The sequence below is a fragment of the Pseudomonas sp. NCIMB 10586 genome (assembly GCF_023127895.1).
GTDB classification, from domain to species: domain Bacteria; phylum Pseudomonadota; class Gammaproteobacteria; order Pseudomonadales; family Pseudomonadaceae; genus Aquipseudomonas; species Aquipseudomonas synxantha_A.
The window spans coordinates 169,968-186,859 of the sequence record NZ_SPKQ01000047.1; the positions used below are offsets into that span (position 1 = coordinate 169,968).

Below are 16,892 nucleotides of genomic sequence, written 5' to 3' on the forward strand. Positions count from 1 at the left end.
GCTTGGGCCAAAGAGGCGCAGTTTACAGGGATCGGAGTGAGGTGTGAGCACCCGATCTTCCAGACACCGCAGAACCCATGTGGGAGGGGGCTTGCTCCCTCCCACATTTGATCAGTGTTTGCAGGTCTTAATAGCCGTTGCTGCCGTAGTCGACGGTAAACGCGAAGTCCCGAAGCCGCTCTACCCCCGTCTCCAACCGCCCGTCGGCATACAGGCGCAGCCAGCGATACCCCGGCGCTTGCTCGCTGACCTGGAAATCCTCGCTGCCCGGCTCGAACTGGATGCAGGTAGACGGTGAGGCCAGCAACCGCACGCCGTTGCGCTCGCGGTCGATTTCCTGATGCACATGCCCCCAGAGCAGCGCCTTGACCTGCGGGAAGCGGTCAAGCACGGCAAACAGCGCCTCGGGATTGCGCAGGCCGATCGGCTCCATCCACGCACAGCCGATGGACACTGGATGATGGTGCAAGCACACAAGATGATGGCGGCTGGGCGCCTCGCTCAGGGCCTGGGCAAGCAATTGCAGTTGCGAATCCTGCAGGTAACCGGGCACCGAACCCGGTACTGCGGAGTCCAGCAGGGTTATGCGCCAGTTGCCCACGTCCACCACGGGCTCGAGCAAATCGCTTTGCACAGCGGCCTCGGCCATGACCTGCGGCTCGTCATGATTACCCGGGATCCAGCGCGCCGGCGCACCGATGGGCGCGGTCATGTTCCGAAATAGCTGGTACGACGCCAGTGTGCCGTCCTGGGACAAGTCGCCCGTCGCCAGCACCAGGTCAATACGCGGCTGTTGCTCGTGCACCAAGTCGATCACGCTTTGCAAGCTTGCACGGGTGTTCATGCCCAGCAGCGTACCGCCCGCTTCGGCAAACAGATGGCTGTCGGACAATTGCACCAACAACGCAGCATCAGGGTTCATGGTGGGTACGCGAGGCAAGGCGCTCTCCCTGGCAATCACAGGCATGGATAATTTGACGATTATGCTAGGGCAGGACTCAAAGAGGAAACCTGAGAAACAGGCTCAATTCACATCTAGCGCACAACTTCGAACTCATGGCCCAGGGCCAGGCAGTGGCTCAGCCATTCACCGAGGAACACATTGAGCTGTGCTTTCTCATCGGGTTGGTGCATGAACACATTCGGGTAAGGATAGATGCTGCGAAAGCGTCGCGCATGTTCGGCGCTGATCACTTCGGCCATACGCGCGTCGTGGTACACCTGCACTTCAAGTTGCGGCACCGGCAGCCAGGGCAGGCTGTGTTCCTGGCGTACGCGCAGGGTGGTGGTGTACGGGCAATTGACGATGACTTCCAGGGTCAGCACACCAAGCATCTGGTCGCCATGGGTCACGGCGATACGCCGCGCCTCGGGAGTGTGACGCATGTCGGGAAGCAGGCGCATCAGCCGCGCATAATTGGCCTCGCAGGCGGCTTGCAGCCCGATCAGGTCAACTCGATAACGTTCCCGTGCCTTTACTGCCATAGCCCCCTCACTTCCGCGCGGTTAAGCGCAAGCCATTGCAGGGCGATGATGCTGGCTGCATTGGAAATTTTGCCGTCGCGCACCGCTTGCAGGGCGTCTTCGAATGCCCAGACGGTGACGCGGATATCTTCTGCCTCTTCTTCCAATCCATGGATGCCACCAGCACCCGTGCCGTCGCAACGGCCCAGGTACAGGTGGACAAATTCGGTACTGCCGCCGGGCGACGGGAAGTACTTGGTGATCGGCCACAGCGCGGAGAACGTCAACCCAGCTTCCTCCTCGGCCTCGCGGTGTGCAACCTCCTCCGGTTGCTCATCCTTGTCAATCAGGCCGGCGACCATCTCTACCAACCACGGGTTGCCGGCGCGGCCCATGGCGCCCACGCGGAACTGTTCGATCAGCACCACCTCGTCACGTTGCGGGTCGTAGGGCAGCACGCACACAGCGTCATGGCGAACGAAGACTTCGCGGCTGATCACGCGGCTCATGCCACCGTCGAATTTCTCGTGGCGCAGTTGCACGTGATCGAGCTTGTAGAAGCCCTGGTAGCTATTGTCGCGCTGAACGATCTCGATCTTGTTCGGCGTGGACTTCGCGGTGTCCGTCATGTGTTTCCTCTCTTTGACAAGGAGTGTGCTTGTGCAATTGGCGCCATCCTAACGCGCCGTTGCCCGTTGATGCAGCCCCTTTCCGGTTGCCGGGACCGGCGGCGGACGTCAAACTCTCCCCCATCAGTCTAGTGGCGAACTGACTGCCTTGTTGGCAGTCCAAGCGCTACTCTTTTCGCTTTCCATCGATTTACGAAGGACACACATGTCGCTTTTCAAAATCGCCTCCATGGCCTGTATTGCCTTGACCCTGGGTGCTTGCCAGAGCCTGTTCCAACCCGGCCAGCTCAAGCCGCTGGACGTCACGACCGACAAGTCGGAACAGATCAAGCCTGGCTGTGATAGCCCGGACTGCCCACTGGTGAACATCGATACCGTGCACTTCCCCGCCGACCCGCAACTCGACAGCCTGGTGGAACAGCGCCTGCTGCAGATGACCCGCACTACGCCTGGCGCCAGTGTGCCTGCCACGCTCAATGCCTATCGAGACAAGTTCCTGCGCGAATCCGCGGACCGCCACAGCATGTATCTGCAAGCCAAGGTACGCGAGCAACATGACGCACTGGTGATCGTTGAAGTGTCCAGCTACCTCGACACCGGCGTCGCTCATGGTGAGCCGGGCCGTGGTTTCATCAACTATTCGCGCCTGCTGCACAAGGAGTTGAGCCTGGCTGACATGTTGCTGCCGGGCCAGGAGCAGGCATTCTGGAACACCGCGAAAGTTGCGCATAACAGTTGGTTGATCAACACCAAGATGGACCGCGATCCGGAGTTCCTGAAGAACTGGCCGTTCCAGAAAACCCCGAACGTGGCCTTGACCAGTGGTGGCGTAGTACTCAAGTACAACGTTGCCACCATCGCCCCTTACGCACAGGGGCTGATCGAAATTACCATCCCCTATACGCGCCTCACGGGTGTGATCAAGCCTGAACTGATGCCTGCACGCCACTAACCCGGCCCAGAATCAACTGCAACAGCCCTGCCAGCAGCAATGCCGGCAGGGTCGCACCGACCACGCCGAACAGCGGCGCAAACACTGAGCCGATCAGCAGCAGGAAGTTCTGGTATTGCGCCAAGGGTGCAAAACAGGCAATCAAGGTACAGACCAGGCCAATGGCCAACGCCAGGTGCTCGACTTTCATACGCGACAGCATCCCACTGGACACCGCCGCCGAGTGAATATCGGCAAAGGCGTTTTCCGACTCATCGAGCAGAATCAACAGCAGCGGAATGCCGAGCCCGGCGCCCGCCAGTGCCAGCAGCCAAATCCCCCATTTGCGCAGGATTTGCCGTACAAACGTCAGCGGGCCACTGACCGCCCAAGGGTGTGATCTCTAAGGGGCACTTGTTGTTTGGGAGATCGCTATCGCGGGCAAGCCCGCTCCCACAGGGGACCGGCTGTGGACACAAAAATTGTCTACAACTCGATCAACTGTGGGAGCCGGGCTTGCCCGCGATGACGGCCGTGCAGGCACCGCCGACTCGGGATCAGACCTTCTTGTAGAGCTGACTGCCTTCGCGCTTGAACCGCTCCGCCTGCTCGGCCAACCCCTTGGCCACGTCCACATCCACCGCTTCAATACGCTGGTTGGCCGCATACTCACGCACTTCGTGAGTCACCTTCATCGAACAGAATTTCGGCCCGCACATGGAGCAGAAATGCGCCACCTTGGCCGACTCCTTCGGCAGCGTTTCGTCGTGAAACGCCCGTGCGGTGTCTGGGTCCAGGCCGAGATTGAACTGGTCTTCCCAACGGAATTCGAAGCGTGCCTTGCTCAAGGCGTTATCGCGAATCTGCGCACCCGGATGGCCCTTGGCAAGGTCTGCGGCGTGTGCGGCGATCTTGTAGGTGATGATCCCGGTCTTCACATCATCCTTGTTCGGCAAACCCAGGTGTTCCTTGGGCGTGACGTAGCAGAGCATGGCGCATCCGAACCAGCCGATCATCGCCGCGCCGATACCTGAAGTGATGTGATCGTAGCCCGGCGCGATGTCGGTGGTCAGCGGGCCGAGGGTGTAGAACGGCGCCTCGTCGCAGCACTCCAGTTGCTTGTCCATGTTCTCCTTGATCAACTGCATCGGCACATGGCCGGGGCCTTCGATCATGGTTTGCACGTCGTGCTTCCAGGCGATCTTGGTCAACTCGCCCAGGGTTTCCAGCTCGCCGAATTGCGCAGCGTCGTTGGCATCGGCCACCGAACCCGGGCGCAGGCCGTCCCCCAGGGAGAAGCTGACGTCATAGGCCTTCATGATTTCGCAGATTTCTTCGAAATGCGTGTAGGCGAAGTTTTCCTTGTGGTGGGCCAGGCACCACTTGGCCATGATCGCGCCGCCACGGCTGACAATGCCGGTCACGCGGTTGGCAGTCAGCGGTACGTAACGCAGCAACACGCCGGCGTGGATGGTGAAATAGTCCACACCCTGCTCGGCTTGCTCGATCAGGGTGTCGCGGAACAACTCCCAGGTCAGGTCCTCGGCCACGCCGTCGACTTTTTCCAGGGCCTGGTAGATCGGCACGGTGCCAATTGGTACGGGCGAGTTACGGATGATCCATTCGCGGGTTTCGTGAATATGTTTGCCGGTGGACAAGTCCATGATGTTGTCCGAACCCCAGCGGATACCCCAGGTCATTTTCGCCACTTCTTCTTCAATGGACGAACCCAAGGCGCTGTTGCCGATATTGCCGTTGATCTTCACCAGGAAGTTACGGCCGATGATCATCGGTTCCAGCTCGGTGTGGTTGATGTTGGCCGGGATAATTGCGCGGCCGCGGGCGATTTCTTCGCGCACGAATTCAGGCGTGATGATTTTCGGAATGCTGGCACCAAAGCTGTGCCCGGCATGTTGTTGCTTGAGCAGGCCGGCTGCACGTGCTTCTTCGAGTTTCATGTTTTCGCGGATGGCCACGTATTCCATCTCGGGCGTAATGATGCCTTTTCGTGCGTAGTGCATCTGGCTGACGTTGGCCCCGGCCTTCGCCCGACGCGGGTTTTGCAGGTGGGCAAAGCGCAGGTAGGCCAGGTCCGGGTTATCCAGGCGTTCCTGGCCGTATTTGGAACTCAGGCAGGACAACCGCTCGGTATCGCCACGCTCTTCGATCCACGGCGAGCGCACATCAGCCAGGCCTTTGCGCACATCGATGATGACGTTGGGGTCGGTATAGGGGCCGGAGGTGTCGTAAACCACCACAGGGGCGTTGATTTCGCCGCCAAACTCGGTGGGGGTCACATCCAGGCTGATTTCCCGCATCGGTACGCGGATATCGGGGCGCGAGCCCTGCACGTAGATTTTCTGCGAGCGGGTAAACGGCTGCACGGAGCCGGAGTCGACCTTGGCCGATTCACTCAGGTGCACAGTATTTTTTGGTTTTGTACTTTTTATCTCAGTGCTCATCACGGGCTCTCCAACTGATCCAGGCGGTGGATTTTTGTCGGAGCGAACCTGTGACGGATGGACGCACTGGAATCAGTGCTGTGCTTGGCGCACGAGGGCTGTTCGATTGTCGAACAACATCCCGGACGAAGCACAAGAGGACTCGCCGGGTGACGAGAAATCTTGTTCCCTACGCAGGCGCTAACCTGATCAGGTTCAACGGGATCCGGTATTTACCGATCTCAGCCTTCCAACAAGGCACCCCGACAAGAACGCGGCCAGTCTAGACCATGGCGTGGGCAAATTGCCAATAGCGGTGCATTCAGCGTGATGAATGGCGTGATCGTGGGATTGTTGTGCGCAGGTCCGGCAACTACACTCGGGCACTGCTTCAAGGCTTGACGCCAGGAATGGCCAGCCTTAGCCTTGAGCGCTAAATTATTGCCGTAATATTTAAATTAGGGATCGCCTCATGCTGCGCAAACTTTCACTGGCTCTTGCCGTGTCTTGTGCGACCAACGGACTGGTCTGGGCAGCTGAAGCGCCCTTGTCCACCAACACCGATCTGGTCAGCGTCTATCAGGAAGCGGCGAGCAACAACGCCGACCTGGCCGCTGCCCGCGCTCAATATGGCGCGCAAAAAGAGGTGGTGCCCCAGGCGCGCGCAGGCTTGCTGCCGAACCTGTCGGCCGGCGCCGACAGTAACAATGTGCGCACCCAGATCGACCAGCCCGCCGCCACGGCCAACCGTGACGCCCACTCCTGGCGCGCTACCCTGAGCCAGCCGCTGTTCCGCGCCGATCGCTGGTTCCAGTTGCAAGCTGCCGAAGCCGTCAACGAGCAAGCCTCGCTGCAACTGTCGGCCAGTGAGCAGAACCTGATTTTGCAAAGTGCCGAGAGCTACTTCGCCGTGCTCCGTGCCCAGGACAACCTGGCATCGACCAAGGCCGAAGAAAATGCCTTCAAGCGTCAGCTCGACCAGTCCAATGAGCGCTTCGATGTGGGCCTGTCGGACAAGACCGACGTGCTGCAATCCCAGGCCAGCTACGACACCGCCCGGGCCAACCGCATCGTGGCCCAGCGCCAGGTAGATGACGCTTTCGAAGCGCTGATTACCCTGACCAACCGCCAATACAACTCGATCCAGGGCATCGTCCATACGCTGCCGGTGCTGCCGCCGGCGCCGAACGACGCCAAGGCCTGGGTCGAAACCGCCGGGCGTCAGAACCTCAACCTGCTGGCCAGCAATTACGCCGTGACCGCTGCCGAAGAAACCCTCAGGCAGCGCAAGGCCGGCCACCTGCCGACACTCGATGCGGTCGCGCAATACGAAAAAGGCGACAACGACGCCCTGGGGTTCAGCAACCCGAATCAGTTGCCTATCCCGTACGGTGGCGATGTGTCGCAACGCACCATCGGCCTGCGTTTGAACATCCCGATCTACAGCGGCGGCCTCACCAGTTCGCAAGTGCGCGAATCCTATTCACGCCTCGACCAGTCCGAGCAACAGCGCGAGGGCCTGCGCCGCCAGGTGGTGGAAAACACCCGCAACCTGCACCGTGCAGTGAACACCGACGTGGAGCAGGTGCAGGCACGCCGCCAGTCGATCATTTCCAACCAGAGCGCGGTAGAAGCCACGGAAATCGGTTATCAGGTGGGCACGCGCAACATCGTCGATGTGCTGGACTCACAGCGCCAGTTGTATGCGTCAGTGCGTAACTACAACAACAGCCGCTACGACTACATCCTCGACAACCTGCGCTTGAAACAGGCCGCGGGCACCCTGAACCCAGGGGACCTGCAAGACCTGGCGCGCTACCTCAAGGCCGACTACAACCCGGACAAGGACTTCCTGCCGCCGGACCTGGCCAAGGCCGCTGCCGAACAGCTCAAGGCCCGCCCGGGCTATTAAGCTCACCGCATAACCAATGTGGGAGGGGGCTTGCTCCCGATAGCGCTGTGTCAGTCGCCCAATAGGTTGGCTGACCCACTGCCATCGGGAGCAAGCCCCCTCCCACATTTGATGGGCGCTGGGTCAGTGAGCGATCAATCTTTCCAAACCGTCCAAAAGGCGTTTTAACGCACCCTGGTTGGCCTGCATCACTTTCAACCCCGCCTGCGCCATCCTGCGCGCATCCTGCGGCAGTTCGAACAATTGGCGCACCGCTTCGGCCAAACCGTCTGCATCATCCACCTCTCGCAACGCCCCGGCGTCGCGCATCATCGTGCTGATTTCGAGGAAGTTGAACAGGTGCGGCCCCATGATCACAGGCTTACCCAAAGCCGCCGGCTCCAGCGGGTTGTGCCCGCCGGTCGGCACCAGGCTGCCGCCCACAAAGGCACTGTCGGCCAGGGCGTAGAGAAACAGCAGCTCACCCATGGTATCGCCGAGCAGCACCGAGGTTTGCTCGGTGACCGGCTCACCGCTGGAGCGACGCACCGTGGCAAACCCTTGTTGCACACTCAGCTCGAACATCGGGTCGAAGCGCTCCTGGTGACGCGGCACCAGAATCAGCAACGCGTTGGGATAGCTCGCCAGCAATTGGCGATGGGCAGCCAACACCACTTCGTCTTCACCCTCATGGGTACTGGCGGCGATCCACACTGGCCGGTCGCTGGCGCCCCACTGTTCACGCAGCTCAGCGGCGCGGGCCGTCAATTGGGGGTCGATGGTCAGGTCGAATTTGATCGAGCCAGTCACCTCCACCGTTTCAGGCCGTGCGCCCAGACTGCGAAAGCGCTCCGCCTCGGTTTGCGTCTGCACGGCGAACAGGCTCATTTGCGCCAGCATCGGCGCCGTCAGCTTGGCAAACCGGGCGTAGCCCTTTGCCGAACGCGCCGACAAACGTGCATTGGCCAGCGCGACCGGGATACCGCGTTGAGCGCAGGCATGGATATGGTTGGGCCATAGCTCGGTTTCCATGATCACCGCCAGCTTGGGCTGCACACGGTCGAGAAAACGCTTGGCGGCGCAAGGCAAGTCGTAGGGCAAGTAGCAATGCTGGATGCGCGGCTCATTGGCGAACAACGCCTGGATACGCTCGGAACCGGTAGGCGTCATGCAGGTGACAGTGATCGGCAGTTGCGGATACCGCGCCAGCAAAGCGCGAATCATCGGCGCGGCGGCAATGCTTTCGCCCACCGAAACGGCGTGCACCCAGATGCCGCCGGGGCGCATCACCGGCAAGCCATAGGAAAACCGTTCGCCCACACGCTTGGCATAGGCCGGTGCCTTGCGCGCGCGCAGCCATAAACGTAAGGCCACCAACGGCAGCGCCAGGTAAAACAGACAGCTGTAGAGAGTTCTATTCATGGCGGCGGAGTTTATCGGCTTTTTCAGTCGATCGCCTGCAAGCACTCGGCAAATCGTTTGGCCAGGAAGCGAGCGGCGGGCCCCAGATGCTCATCGCGCCTCCATACCAGTTCCACGACCAGCGCCGGCGGTGTCCATTCGCTGGCTAACTCGACCATCTGTTGTTGGTAGGTCGGGTATTGCACGATGTGCCGAGGCAGCCAGGCCCAGCCCAGGCCGCTCATCAGCCATTCGGCCAATACGTAGAAGCTGTCGGCGCGCCACACCAGAGGGCTGGCCGCTTCGCTGCCGGGATAGACGCTGGTCTGGGTCGACATCAGCAACTGCCGATGCTGGGCCAAATGCTGGCAAGTCACGTAAGTTTCCTTGGCCAGCGCATGATTCACCCCGCATACCGTGACCATTTCCACACTGCCCACTACCCGCCGCTCAAGGGCCTCCGGGATTTGGTCGTGATAGAACAACAACCCAAGGTCCGCCTGGCGCTCCACCAGCTTGCGCGCCACATCGCCCTGGGCGGCGCTGGACAGCTGCACTTCCAGGAGCGGGTATTGCACCGCCAGCGCCTCCAGGCTGTCGAGCACCGGCTGAAACAACATCGCCTCATCCTGGGCCAGCCGCAGGCAGGCTTCCTCGCCGCGGGTGAGGGACAGCGCCCGGCCGTTAAGCCGCTCGCATTGGCGCAGCACTTCACGTGCTTCTTCCAGCAACACGCTGCCGGCTTCGGTCAGGCGTGGCTGGCGGCCGCTACTACGTTCAAACAGGTTGACGCCCAGGTCCGCCTCCAGCAGGGCGATGCCATTGCTGACCGCCGATTGCGCCTTGCGTTGCCCGCGCGCTACGGCAGAGAACGAACGCTGCTCGGCAACGCTGACAAACAGGCGCATCTGTTCCAGATCCCACTGCACGCTCATGGTTGAACCTATCTTGAATTCGGATAGGTAATGACTTTACCGCATCTGTTGAACCTCTAGAATGCCGACCTTATCAAACCAGCTTCACCTTGAGGATTGCCCCATGAACGCCGCCTACTGCTACCTGGCCATTGCCATTTGCTCGGAAGTGATCGCCACCGTCTCCATGAAAGCGGTCAAAGGCTTGAGCACACCGATCCCGCTGCTGCTGATGATCGCGGGTTATGGCGTAGCGTTCTGGATGCTCACCCTGGTGGTGCGCACCGTACCCGTGGGCGTGGCTTACGCGGTCTGGGCAGGGCTGGGGATTGTGATGGTCAGTGTCGCGGCGCTGTTCATCTACGGGCAGAAGCTGGATGTGCCGGCGATGCTGGGCATGGGCTTGATCGTGCTGGGCGTGGTGGTGATTCAGCTGTTCTCGAAAACCGCCGGGCACTGACCGTCACTCAACAGCCTGTATACTGCGCCTCTTGTCTTGAACACTGAGGTCGCCGATGCCATCCGTTATTTCCACCGACGTTCTGATTGTCGGCGCCGGGGTTGCCGGGCTCTGGCTCAATGCGCGCCTGCGCCGCCAGGGGTTTTCCACGGTACTGGTAGAAAGCGCCAGCCTGGGCGGCGGGCAAAGCGTGAAGTCCCAGGGGATCATTCACGGCGGTGCGAAATACGCCCTGCATGGCGCCCTCACCGGCGCCTCCGAAGCCATTGCCGACATGCCGCGGCGCTGGCGTGAAGCCCTTGCGGGTGACGGTGAGCTGGATCTGTCTGGTGTGCGCGTGTTGTCCCAAGCGCATTATTTGTGGTCCCCGGGCACCCTCGCCGGCAACCTCACCAGCTTTTTTGCCAGCAAGGCCGTGCGCGGCCGCGTTGATCAGGTCAAGGGCGAAGAGCTGCCTGCTGCCCTGCAAGACCGCCGCTTCAAGGGCAAGGTCTATCGTCTGGCGGAGTTGGTGGTGGACGTACCGAGCCTGATCGAACGCCTGGCGCAACTGGCGGGTGACGGCTTGCTCGCAGGCCAGCAAATCGAGCCGTTGCTGGACGGTAATACGCTGGTGGGCTTGAAGGTCGATGGCCGCGAGATCCGTGCCCAGCGCATCGTGCTGAGCGCCGGCGCCGGCACCGCTGACCTGCTCGCGGCCCTGGGCCTGAGCCAGCCGGCCATGCAAAAGCGCCCGTTGCATATGATCATCGCCAAAGGCCCGGGCCTGAAGCCGCTGTATGCCCATTGCCTGGGCGGCGGTACCAAGCCACGCATCACCGTAACCACCCACCCGGCCGCCGATGGCAACTGGGTGTGGTACCTGGGCGGGGATATCGCCGAGGCCGATGGCGTGGCGCGTACGCCTGACGAACAAATTGCCACCGCCCAGAAAGAGCTGGCGCACCTGCTGCCCTGGATCGACATGAGCCAGACCCGGTGGGCGACCCTGCGGGTGGAGCGCGCCGAGCCGCTGCAATCGGGGCTGAGCCGGCCCGACAACGCCTTTCTGGCCGAAGACGGCCGCCTGCTGGTCGGTTGGCCGACCAAACTGGCCCTGGCACCGGACTTCGCCGACCGCGTCCTCCACGCTCTGGAGCGAGACGGCATTCGCCCCGGCGCCAGCACCCCACTGCCCGAACTGCCAAAACCGGCTATCGGCCAACCCGCCTGGGAGCAACTGTTGCCATGAGCCTGCCAACCCTGCACGACCTGCATCGCCCGTTGGGCAGCACCGGCCTGCTGGTGTCGCCATTGGGACTGGGCACCGTCAAGCTGGGCCGCGACCAGGGGGTCAAATACCCCAGCGGCTTTCAGATTCCCGGCGACGACGAGGCGCGAATGCTGCTGCGCCAGGCTCGCGAGCTGGGCATCAACCTGATCGACACCGCCCCCGCCTACGGCATGAGTGAGGAACGCCTGGGCCCGTTGCTGCGTGGCCAGCGCAACGAGTGGGTGATTGTCAGCAAGGTCGGCGAAGAGTTTGCCGATGGCGTGTCCCGTCACGACTTCAGCGCGGCCCATACGCGAATGTCGATCGAACGCAGCCTGAAACGCCTTGAAACGGATTTTATCGATTTGGTGCTGGTGCACTCCGACGGTAACGACTTGCACATCCTCAACGACTGCGAGGTTTACCAGACCCTGGCCCAACTGAAGAAGGACGGCAAGATCGGCGGTTTCGGCTTCTCCGGCAAAACCGTCGAAGGCGGCATAAAGGCCCTGGAACAGGGCGATTGCGCGATGGTCACCTACAACCTCAATGAACAGGCCGAGAAAGCCGTGATCGATTACGCGACCACCCATGGCAAGGGCATCCTGGTAAAAAAAGCCCTGGCCAGCGGTCACGTGTGCCTGGAGCCGGGAATGGATCCAATTCATGCCAGTTTCCAGCTGTTGTTTGCGCAAACGGGCGTCGCCAGTGCTATTGTCGGGACCATTAATCCGCTGCACCTGGCCCATAACGTGGCAACCGCTGCCCGAGTCATCCGTCAACTCTGATGCCGCCCACGCGGCCGACCCCGTCGCACAAAGGAGCCGACATGCCGCGTACGCTCATAAGAAAGAACCCCAGTAACTTCAAGACACTGCCGCTGCACGTAGAGGCCACCCCCGAAGGCCTGAGCTACCAGAGCGTCGGCATGCCGCTCAACTTTGCCCAGACCCTGCAACGGCGCAAGCCGGTGGAGGTGCCGGATGCCGAACGCTTCGCCCTGGAACTGGCGAACCTCGGCGTCTCGGTGCGCCTGACACTGCACTGGCAAAACAAGGATTACTGGGTGCTGGTGCGCCAGCGTCGTCAGGACCGCGGCGATGTGGTGCTCAAGCTGATCTCCGGCTACGTACCGGCCCATGAACTGAACCTGCCGCTGCACACCGCGATCCAGGAAATTGCCGAAGAGTGCCTGCTGGAGACGCCTGAAGGCTGGCTCGGCGGGCGCTTCAATGACACCTGGCTACCGGCGCCCTACTCCGCCGCCCTGCATTACCGCGAAGCCCTACCGTTTCGCCTGAGCCCCCTGTCCGGCGCCGCACGCCCGGTACGCTGCGCCACCACGCAACTGATCGAGCGCCCACGGGCCTATGTGCACCTGCCGACGGCATCGCTGCAATTGATTTATGACCTGCGCCTGGAAGTGCCAAAGGAAGCCAAGTCCCTGAGCTTGTTCCATGTGGATGAACGCCTGGAAGGTGACCAACTGGTGGCGCGCCTGGATCGTCAGCGCCCGGATCTGTACCTGATGCCATTGAAAGACGGCGAGCCGTTGGCCGAACTGTATACCGTCAAGAAAGATCAGCTGTACCCGGCCAGCACACGCGGTTTGTACCTGGCGGAAAGCTTTGCCCAGCAAGAGGGCTGGCTGGTGCGCGATGAGCGGATTCGCTGGAAGGATTGGCTGCGCCAGCAAGGCCTGGCAGAGCCGGAAAAGGACTCGAAACTCAAGCGCCTGACCGGCAAGGCGCGGCAGATGCTGCGCAAGATCGTGCCAAAGAAGGGCTAGGGGGCGTTCTCAATTAGTTTCCCCCTTCGGGTTGTGCCTTAAAGCGGGCCAGCCTGCGTTGCAGGCCTTGGAAAGGGAACAACCATTCCCAGCGGCCTGCGCCTTGCCTGGCCCGCTTTAAGGCGACAACGCGGCGGGGAAACCAATTGAGAACGCCCCCTAGGGGCGAGCAGGCTCGCCCCACGGGCATTACTCGTTGTTGCGGATCTTTTCGACGATAGCGGTGGTGGAGCTGTTTTCAACCAGCCCCAGCACTTTGACCGTGCCGCCATAGGCGCTGACGATATCCGCACCGACCACCTGGTCGACGGTGTAGTCACCGCCCTTGACCAGCACGTCCGGCTTGACCTGGGCCAGCAGGTTTTCCGGGGTGCCCTCGGAGAAGCTGATCACCCAGTCCACCGCACCCAGGCCCGCCAATACCGCCATGCGCCGATCGACACTGTTGATCGGACGGCCCGGGCCTTTCAAGCGACTGACCGATGCATCATCGTTGACCGCAACGATCAAGCGATCGCCTTGGGCACTCGCCTGCTCCAGATACGTCACATGCCCGGCGTGCAGGATGTCAAAGCAACCGTTGGTGAACACAATGCTTTCGTTATGGGCACGTGCATCGTCAATCGCCAGCAGCAACTGCTCCAGGCCCAGCACACCGCGCTCCGAGCCTTCGGAGCGCTGGATCGCACGGCGCAACTCCGGTGCGCTGATGGCCGCGGTACCCAGCTTGCCCACCACAATGCCCGCCGCCAGGTTGGCCAGGGCCACGGCGTGGGGCAGTTCCTCACCGGCCGCGATAGACGCCGCCAGGGTGGAAATCACGGTGTCACCGGCACCGGTAACGTCGAACACTTCACGGGCCCGCGCCGGCAGGTGCATGGCCGGATGGTCAGGTCGCAGCAGGGTCATACCGTGCTCGCCACGGGTCACCAGCAAGGCGCCCAGATCAAGCTCGGCCATCAGCGCCGCGCCCTTGCTCACCAGTTCGTGCTCATCGGCACAACCGCCGACGATGGTTTCGAACTCACTGAGGTTAGGCGTGAGCAGGCTGGCGCCTCGATACACCGAGAAATCCTTGCCCTTGGGATCGGCGAGTACCGGAATGTTGCGAGCCTTGGCGGCCTGGATCAGCACCTGGTGATTCTGCAAGGCGCCTTTGCCGTAGTCGGACAATACCAGCACCTTGATACCTTCGAGCAGCGCCTCGACCTGGTCGCCGAGGGCCAGGGCGTCGGTGGCGAAGGGCTCTTCAAAATCGATACGCAGCAATTGCTGGTGACGGCTCATGACCCGCAGCTTGACGATCGTCGGCTGATGGGCGATGCGCTGGAACAGTGCCCGCACGCCGGCCCCCTGCAGGCTGTTGGCCAGGCTTTCGGCAGCTTCGTCGTCGCCGGTCACACCCACCAGGGAAGCCGGGGCACCGAGGGCGGCAATATTGAGCGCGACGTTGGCAGCGCCACCCGGGCGGTCTTCGATTTGCTCGACCTTGACGACCGGTACCGGAGCCTCAGGGGAAATCCGTGAGGTACCACCATGCCAGTAACGGTCGAGCATGACATCGCCGACCACCAAGACAGCGGCTTGATTGAATCGCGGCATGGACAACTTCATGGAGCAACCCACATACAAAATGAACAGGGGCGCGATATTAGCACAGGGTTTGCGGTCGCTTGCGCGCACTGCAGGCCAAATGTGGAAGGGGGCTTGCGCCCGATGGCGGTGTATCAGCTTGCACAAATGCCGGCTGATCCACCGCTATCGGAGGCAAGCCCCCTACATTAGCTCTGTGTCGCTGCTGGATCAGGTGATGTCAGCCGCTACTGGCGCATCCAGCCCCATGGCATGCAGGCGAGCGTAATAGCCGTTCTGCGCCAGCAACTCGCCGTGGGTACCGCGCTCGACAATCCGCCCGTCATCCATCACCAGAATCAGGTCGGCTTTCTCGATAGTCGACAATCGGTGCGCGATCACCAAGGTCGTACGGCCTTGCATGACTTTGTCCAGTGCCGCCTGGATATGCCGCTCGGACTCGGTATCAAGGGCCGAAGTAGCCTCGTCGAGAATCAGCAGCGGCGCGTTCTTGAGCAAGGCGCGCGCAATCGCCAGGCGCTGACGCTGGCCGCCGGACAACAGCACGCCGTTCTCACCGACCTGGGTATCGAAGCCTTTGGGCAACTGGTCGATGAAGTCCTTGGCATTGGCATCCGCCGCCGCCGCTTCAACGTCGGCACGAGGTGCACCGGCCAGGTCGCCGTAGGCGATGTTGTTGGTTACGGTGTCGCTGAACAGGGTCACGTGCTGGGTGACCTGAGCAATATGCTTGCGCAGGTTGAGCAGCTTGTAGTCTTCGATCTCTACGCCATCGAGCAGGATCTCTCCGCTTTCATGGTGGTAGAAACGCGGGATCAGGCTGGCCAGGGTCGACTTGCCGCTGCCTGAACGACCCACCAGAGCGATCATATGCCCAGGCTCGGCGGTGAAGCTGATGTCCTTGAGCACATGGCGTTCGGTGCCTGGGTAGGTGAAGTTCAGATTGCGCACTTCCAGGCGGCCATTGACCTTGTCGCGCTCGATGGTGCCGTGGTCGACCTCAACGTCTTCGTCCAATTGTTCAAAGATGCTCTCGGCGCCCGCAACACCCTTCTGGATGGTCGAACTGACCTCCGAGAGCTGACGGATCGGCTTGGGCAACAAGCCAGCCAGGGTGATGTAGGCCACCATGTCACCCGCCGAGGCATCGCCACGCAGATACAGGACCAGGAACATCAGCACGGCCATGGCGGAGTAGATCACCAACTGCAGCGCCGGGGTGTAGATCGCCCCGGTGCGAGTCATGCGCAGTTGCTTGTTGGTGTTGCTCTGGCTGGCCTTGAAAAAGCGCTTCTCTTCGTAGACTTCGCCACCAAAGCTGCGCACTACGCGGTAGCCCTGGATGGTTTCCGAGGCCACGTGGGTCACGTCGCCCATGGCCACCTGGATCTTCTTGCTCTGCTTGCGGAATTTCTTGCTGGCGGTGCTGACCATTACCGCAATCAACGGCAGGATCGCGATCATGACCAGCGTCAGGCGCCAGTTCATGTACAGCAGGGAGGCGAACAGGAAGATCACCGTCATGCCTTCGCGAATTACCACCTTGATGGCATCGGTTGCCGCACCCGTGACCATGGTCACGTTGAAGGTGATGCGGGAAATCAGGTGCCCGGAGTTGTGGTTATCGAAGTAACGGTTGGGCAGCGTCAACAAGTTGTTGAACAACTGCACCCGCAGGTCATGGACCAGCCCCAGGGAGACCTTGGCCAACAGATAGTTGCCCAGGAACGAACCCAGGCCCTGCCAGGCCGCGATCAGGATGATCAGCAGCGGCACCGCCTGCAGCAGTTGCAGATCGCGCAGGAAGGGTACGGTGGGGAACAACACGGCTTCCGGATTGGAAAGGCCGTCTACAAAGTACTTGAGGATGTAACCCAGCATCGGTTGGGTCGACGCGAAAATCAGAAATCCAAGGATACTCAACGCGAACAAGCCCATGTAGGGCTTAACGTAACTGAGCAGGCGGAAGTATATTTTCAAGCTCGAAGGGCTTGCGCTCGGACTGGAGTCGGTCATATCACGCGGCGTTTTGAAAAAGGAGGCTGACTTTAGCACAGCTTCTCTGTTGTACTTGCACCCGGTATACCCGCGGCCCGGTTGGATCCGACCGGCGACATTACTTAGCCA

14 protein-coding genes, 1 pseudogene and 1 riboswitch are annotated in these 16,892 nt (G+C 61.3%); of the genes and pseudogenes, 6 read left to right on the forward strand and 9 right to left on the reverse strand.

Going from position 1 to position 16,892, the window contains the following annotated elements; all coding sequences use genetic code 11:
- Positions 1–127 precede the first annotated feature (127 nt).
- The 3 genes from cpdA to E4P01_RS22970 form a co-directional block, all read right to left on the reverse strand.
- Positions 128–940 (reverse strand): 3',5'-cyclic-AMP phosphodiesterase, encoded by an 813-nt coding sequence (gene cpdA, locus E4P01_RS22960; protein ID WP_078820182.1) that lies wholly within the window; start codon positions 938–940, stop codon positions 128–130.
- A gap of 95 nt (positions 941–1,035) precedes the next feature.
- On the reverse strand, positions 1,036–1,485 hold the full coding sequence (locus tag E4P01_RS22965) for a DUF1249 domain-containing protein (RefSeq protein WP_003209507.1): 450 nt from the start codon (positions 1,483–1,485) through the stop codon (positions 1,036–1,038).
- A complete protein-coding gene (locus E4P01_RS22970; RefSeq protein WP_032878236.1) occupies positions 1,476–2,093 on the reverse strand; it encodes an NUDIX domain-containing protein in 618 nt (205 codons plus the stop codon). The genes E4P01_RS22965 and E4P01_RS22970 overlap by 10 nt, the downstream gene beginning before the upstream one ends.
- A gap of 205 nt (positions 2,094–2,298) precedes the next feature.
- Between E4P01_RS22970 and E4P01_RS22975 the strand changes: the two genes are divergently transcribed.
- Entirely contained in the window at positions 2,299–3,045 is a 747-nt protein-coding gene (locus E4P01_RS22975) for an RsiV family protein (RefSeq protein ID WP_032878238.1), read from the forward strand.
- Here E4P01_RS22975 and E4P01_RS22980 read toward each other — a convergent pair.
- Together E4P01_RS22980 and thiC are read right to left on the reverse strand one after the other, a co-directional pair.
- Positions 3,014–3,355, reverse strand: a pseudogene (locus tag E4P01_RS22980) (putative hydroxymethylpyrimidine transporter CytX); the annotation flags it as partial. The gene E4P01_RS22975 and the pseudogene E4P01_RS22980 overlap by 32 nt on opposite strands.
- Positions 3,356–3,581: 226 nt before the next feature.
- A complete protein-coding gene (gene thiC, locus E4P01_RS22985) occupies positions 3,582–5,486 on the reverse strand; it encodes a phosphomethylpyrimidine synthase ThiC (RefSeq protein ID WP_032878242.1) in 1,905 nt (634 codons plus the stop codon).
- A 149-nt stretch (positions 5,487–5,635) separates the two neighbouring features.
- Positions 5,636–5,741: riboswitch (TPP riboswitch) on the reverse strand.
- 196 nt (positions 5,742–5,937) lie between these two features.
- On the opposite strand from thiC, the gene E4P01_RS22990 reads away from it, so the two are divergent.
- The gene (locus E4P01_RS22990) at positions 5,938–7,377 is read left to right on the forward strand and encodes a TolC family outer membrane protein (RefSeq protein ID WP_005784173.1); all 1,440 of its coding nucleotides are present in this window, start codon (positions 5,938–5,940) and stop codon (positions 7,375–7,377) included.
- 123 nt (positions 7,378–7,500) lie between these two features.
- Here the strand turns inward: E4P01_RS22990 and waaA are convergent, their stop codons facing one another.
- A complete protein-coding gene (gene waaA / locus E4P01_RS22995; protein WP_216090653.1) occupies positions 7,501–8,778 on the reverse strand; it encodes a lipid IV(A) 3-deoxy-D-manno-octulosonic acid transferase in 1,278 nt (425 codons plus the stop codon).
- A gap of 23 nt (positions 8,779–8,801) precedes the next feature.
- Positions 8,802–9,692 (reverse strand): LysR family transcriptional regulator, encoded by an 891-nt coding sequence (locus E4P01_RS23000; RefSeq protein WP_216090652.1) that lies wholly within the window; start codon positions 9,690–9,692, stop codon positions 8,802–8,804.
- 103 nt (positions 9,693–9,795) lie between these two features.
- On the opposite strand from E4P01_RS23000, the gene E4P01_RS23005 reads away from it, so the two are divergent.
- Genes E4P01_RS23005 through E4P01_RS23020 form a run of 4 tightly spaced genes read left to right on the forward strand, consistent with a single transcriptional unit; the run spans position 9,796 to position 13,172 of the window.
- On the forward strand, positions 9,796–10,131 hold the full coding sequence (locus E4P01_RS23005) for a multidrug efflux SMR transporter (RefSeq protein WP_005784167.1): 336 nt from the start codon (positions 9,796–9,798) through the stop codon (positions 10,129–10,131).
- 55 nt (positions 10,132–10,186) lie between these two features.
- Positions 10,187–11,362, forward strand: a complete 1,176-nt coding sequence (locus E4P01_RS23010) for an FAD-dependent oxidoreductase (protein ID WP_078820133.1) — start codon at positions 10,187–10,189, stop codon at positions 11,360–11,362.
- The gene (locus tag E4P01_RS23015) at positions 11,359–12,171 is read left to right on the forward strand and encodes an aldo/keto reductase (protein WP_032878250.1); all 813 of its coding nucleotides are present in this window, start codon (positions 11,359–11,361) and stop codon (positions 12,169–12,171) included. The genes E4P01_RS23010 and E4P01_RS23015 overlap by 4 nt, the downstream gene beginning before the upstream one ends.
- Before the next feature lie 41 nt (positions 12,172–12,212).
- Positions 12,213–13,172 (forward strand): metal ABC transporter ATPase, encoded by a 960-nt coding sequence (locus tag E4P01_RS23020; protein WP_216090651.1) that lies wholly within the window; start codon positions 12,213–12,215, stop codon positions 13,170–13,172.
- Between the two features lie 189 nt (positions 13,173–13,361).
- Here the strand turns inward: E4P01_RS23020 and hldE are convergent, their stop codons facing one another.
- Together hldE and msbA are read right to left on the reverse strand one after the other, a co-directional pair.
- Complete coding sequence (hldE, locus tag E4P01_RS23025) at positions 13,362–14,786, reverse strand: bifunctional D-glycero-beta-D-manno-heptose-7-phosphate kinase/D-glycero-beta-D-manno-heptose 1-phosphate adenylyltransferase HldE (RefSeq protein ID WP_032878253.1); 1,425 nt, start codon at positions 14,784–14,786, stop codon at positions 13,362–13,364.
- A gap of 189 nt (positions 14,787–14,975) precedes the next feature.
- The gene (msbA, locus tag E4P01_RS23030) at positions 14,976–16,781 is read right to left on the reverse strand and encodes a lipid A export permease/ATP-binding protein MsbA (RefSeq protein WP_216090650.1); all 1,806 of its coding nucleotides are present in this window, start codon (positions 16,779–16,781) and stop codon (positions 14,976–14,978) included.
- Positions 16,782–16,892: the final 111 nt, after the last annotated feature.

What these genes read in the sequence shown, in the direction of transcription:
- E4P01_RS23010 (WP_078820133.1), top strand. Translation starts at nt 10,187, where the DNA reads ATGCCATCCGTTATTTCCACCGACGTTCTGATTGTCGGCGCCGGGGTT.
- E4P01_RS22975 (WP_032878238.1), top strand. Translation starts at nt 2,299, where the DNA reads ATGTCGCTTTTCAAAATCGCCTCCATGGCCTGTATTGCCTTGACCCTG.
- E4P01_RS23015 (WP_032878250.1), top strand. Translation starts at nt 11,359, where the DNA reads ATGAGCCTGCCAACCCTGCACGACCTGCATCGCCCGTTGGGCAGCACC.
- waaA (WP_216090653.1), bottom strand. Translation starts at nt 8,778, where the DNA reads ATGAATAGAACTCTCTACAGCTGTCTGTTTTACCTGGCGCTGCCGTTG.
- E4P01_RS22990 (WP_005784173.1), top strand. Translation starts at nt 5,938, where the DNA reads ATGCTGCGCAAACTTTCACTGGCTCTTGCCGTGTCTTGTGCGACCAAC.
- msbA (WP_216090650.1), bottom strand. Translation starts at nt 16,781, where the DNA reads ATGACCGACTCCAGTCCGAGCGCAAGCCCTTCGAGCTTGAAAATATAC.
- thiC (WP_032878242.1), bottom strand. Translation starts at nt 5,486, where the DNA reads ATGAGCACTGAGATAAAAAGTACAAAACCAAAAAATACTGTGCACCTG.
- E4P01_RS23005 (WP_005784167.1), top strand. Translation starts at nt 9,796, where the DNA reads ATGAACGCCGCCTACTGCTACCTGGCCATTGCCATTTGCTCGGAAGTG.
- E4P01_RS23020 (WP_216090651.1), top strand. Translation starts at nt 12,213, where the DNA reads ATGCCGCGTACGCTCATAAGAAAGAACCCCAGTAACTTCAAGACACTG.
- hldE (WP_032878253.1), bottom strand. Translation starts at nt 14,786, where the DNA reads ATGAAGTTGTCCATGCCGCGATTCAATCAAGCCGCTGTCTTGGTGGTC.
- E4P01_RS23000 (WP_216090652.1), bottom strand. Translation starts at nt 9,692, where the DNA reads ATGAGCGTGCAGTGGGATCTGGAACAGATGCGCCTGTTTGTCAGCGTT.
- E4P01_RS22965 (WP_003209507.1), bottom strand. Translation starts at nt 1,485, where the DNA reads ATGGCAGTAAAGGCACGGGAACGTTATCGAGTTGACCTGATCGGGCTG.
- E4P01_RS22970 (WP_032878236.1), bottom strand. Translation starts at nt 2,093, where the DNA reads ATGACGGACACCGCGAAGTCCACGCCGAACAAGATCGAGATCGTTCAG.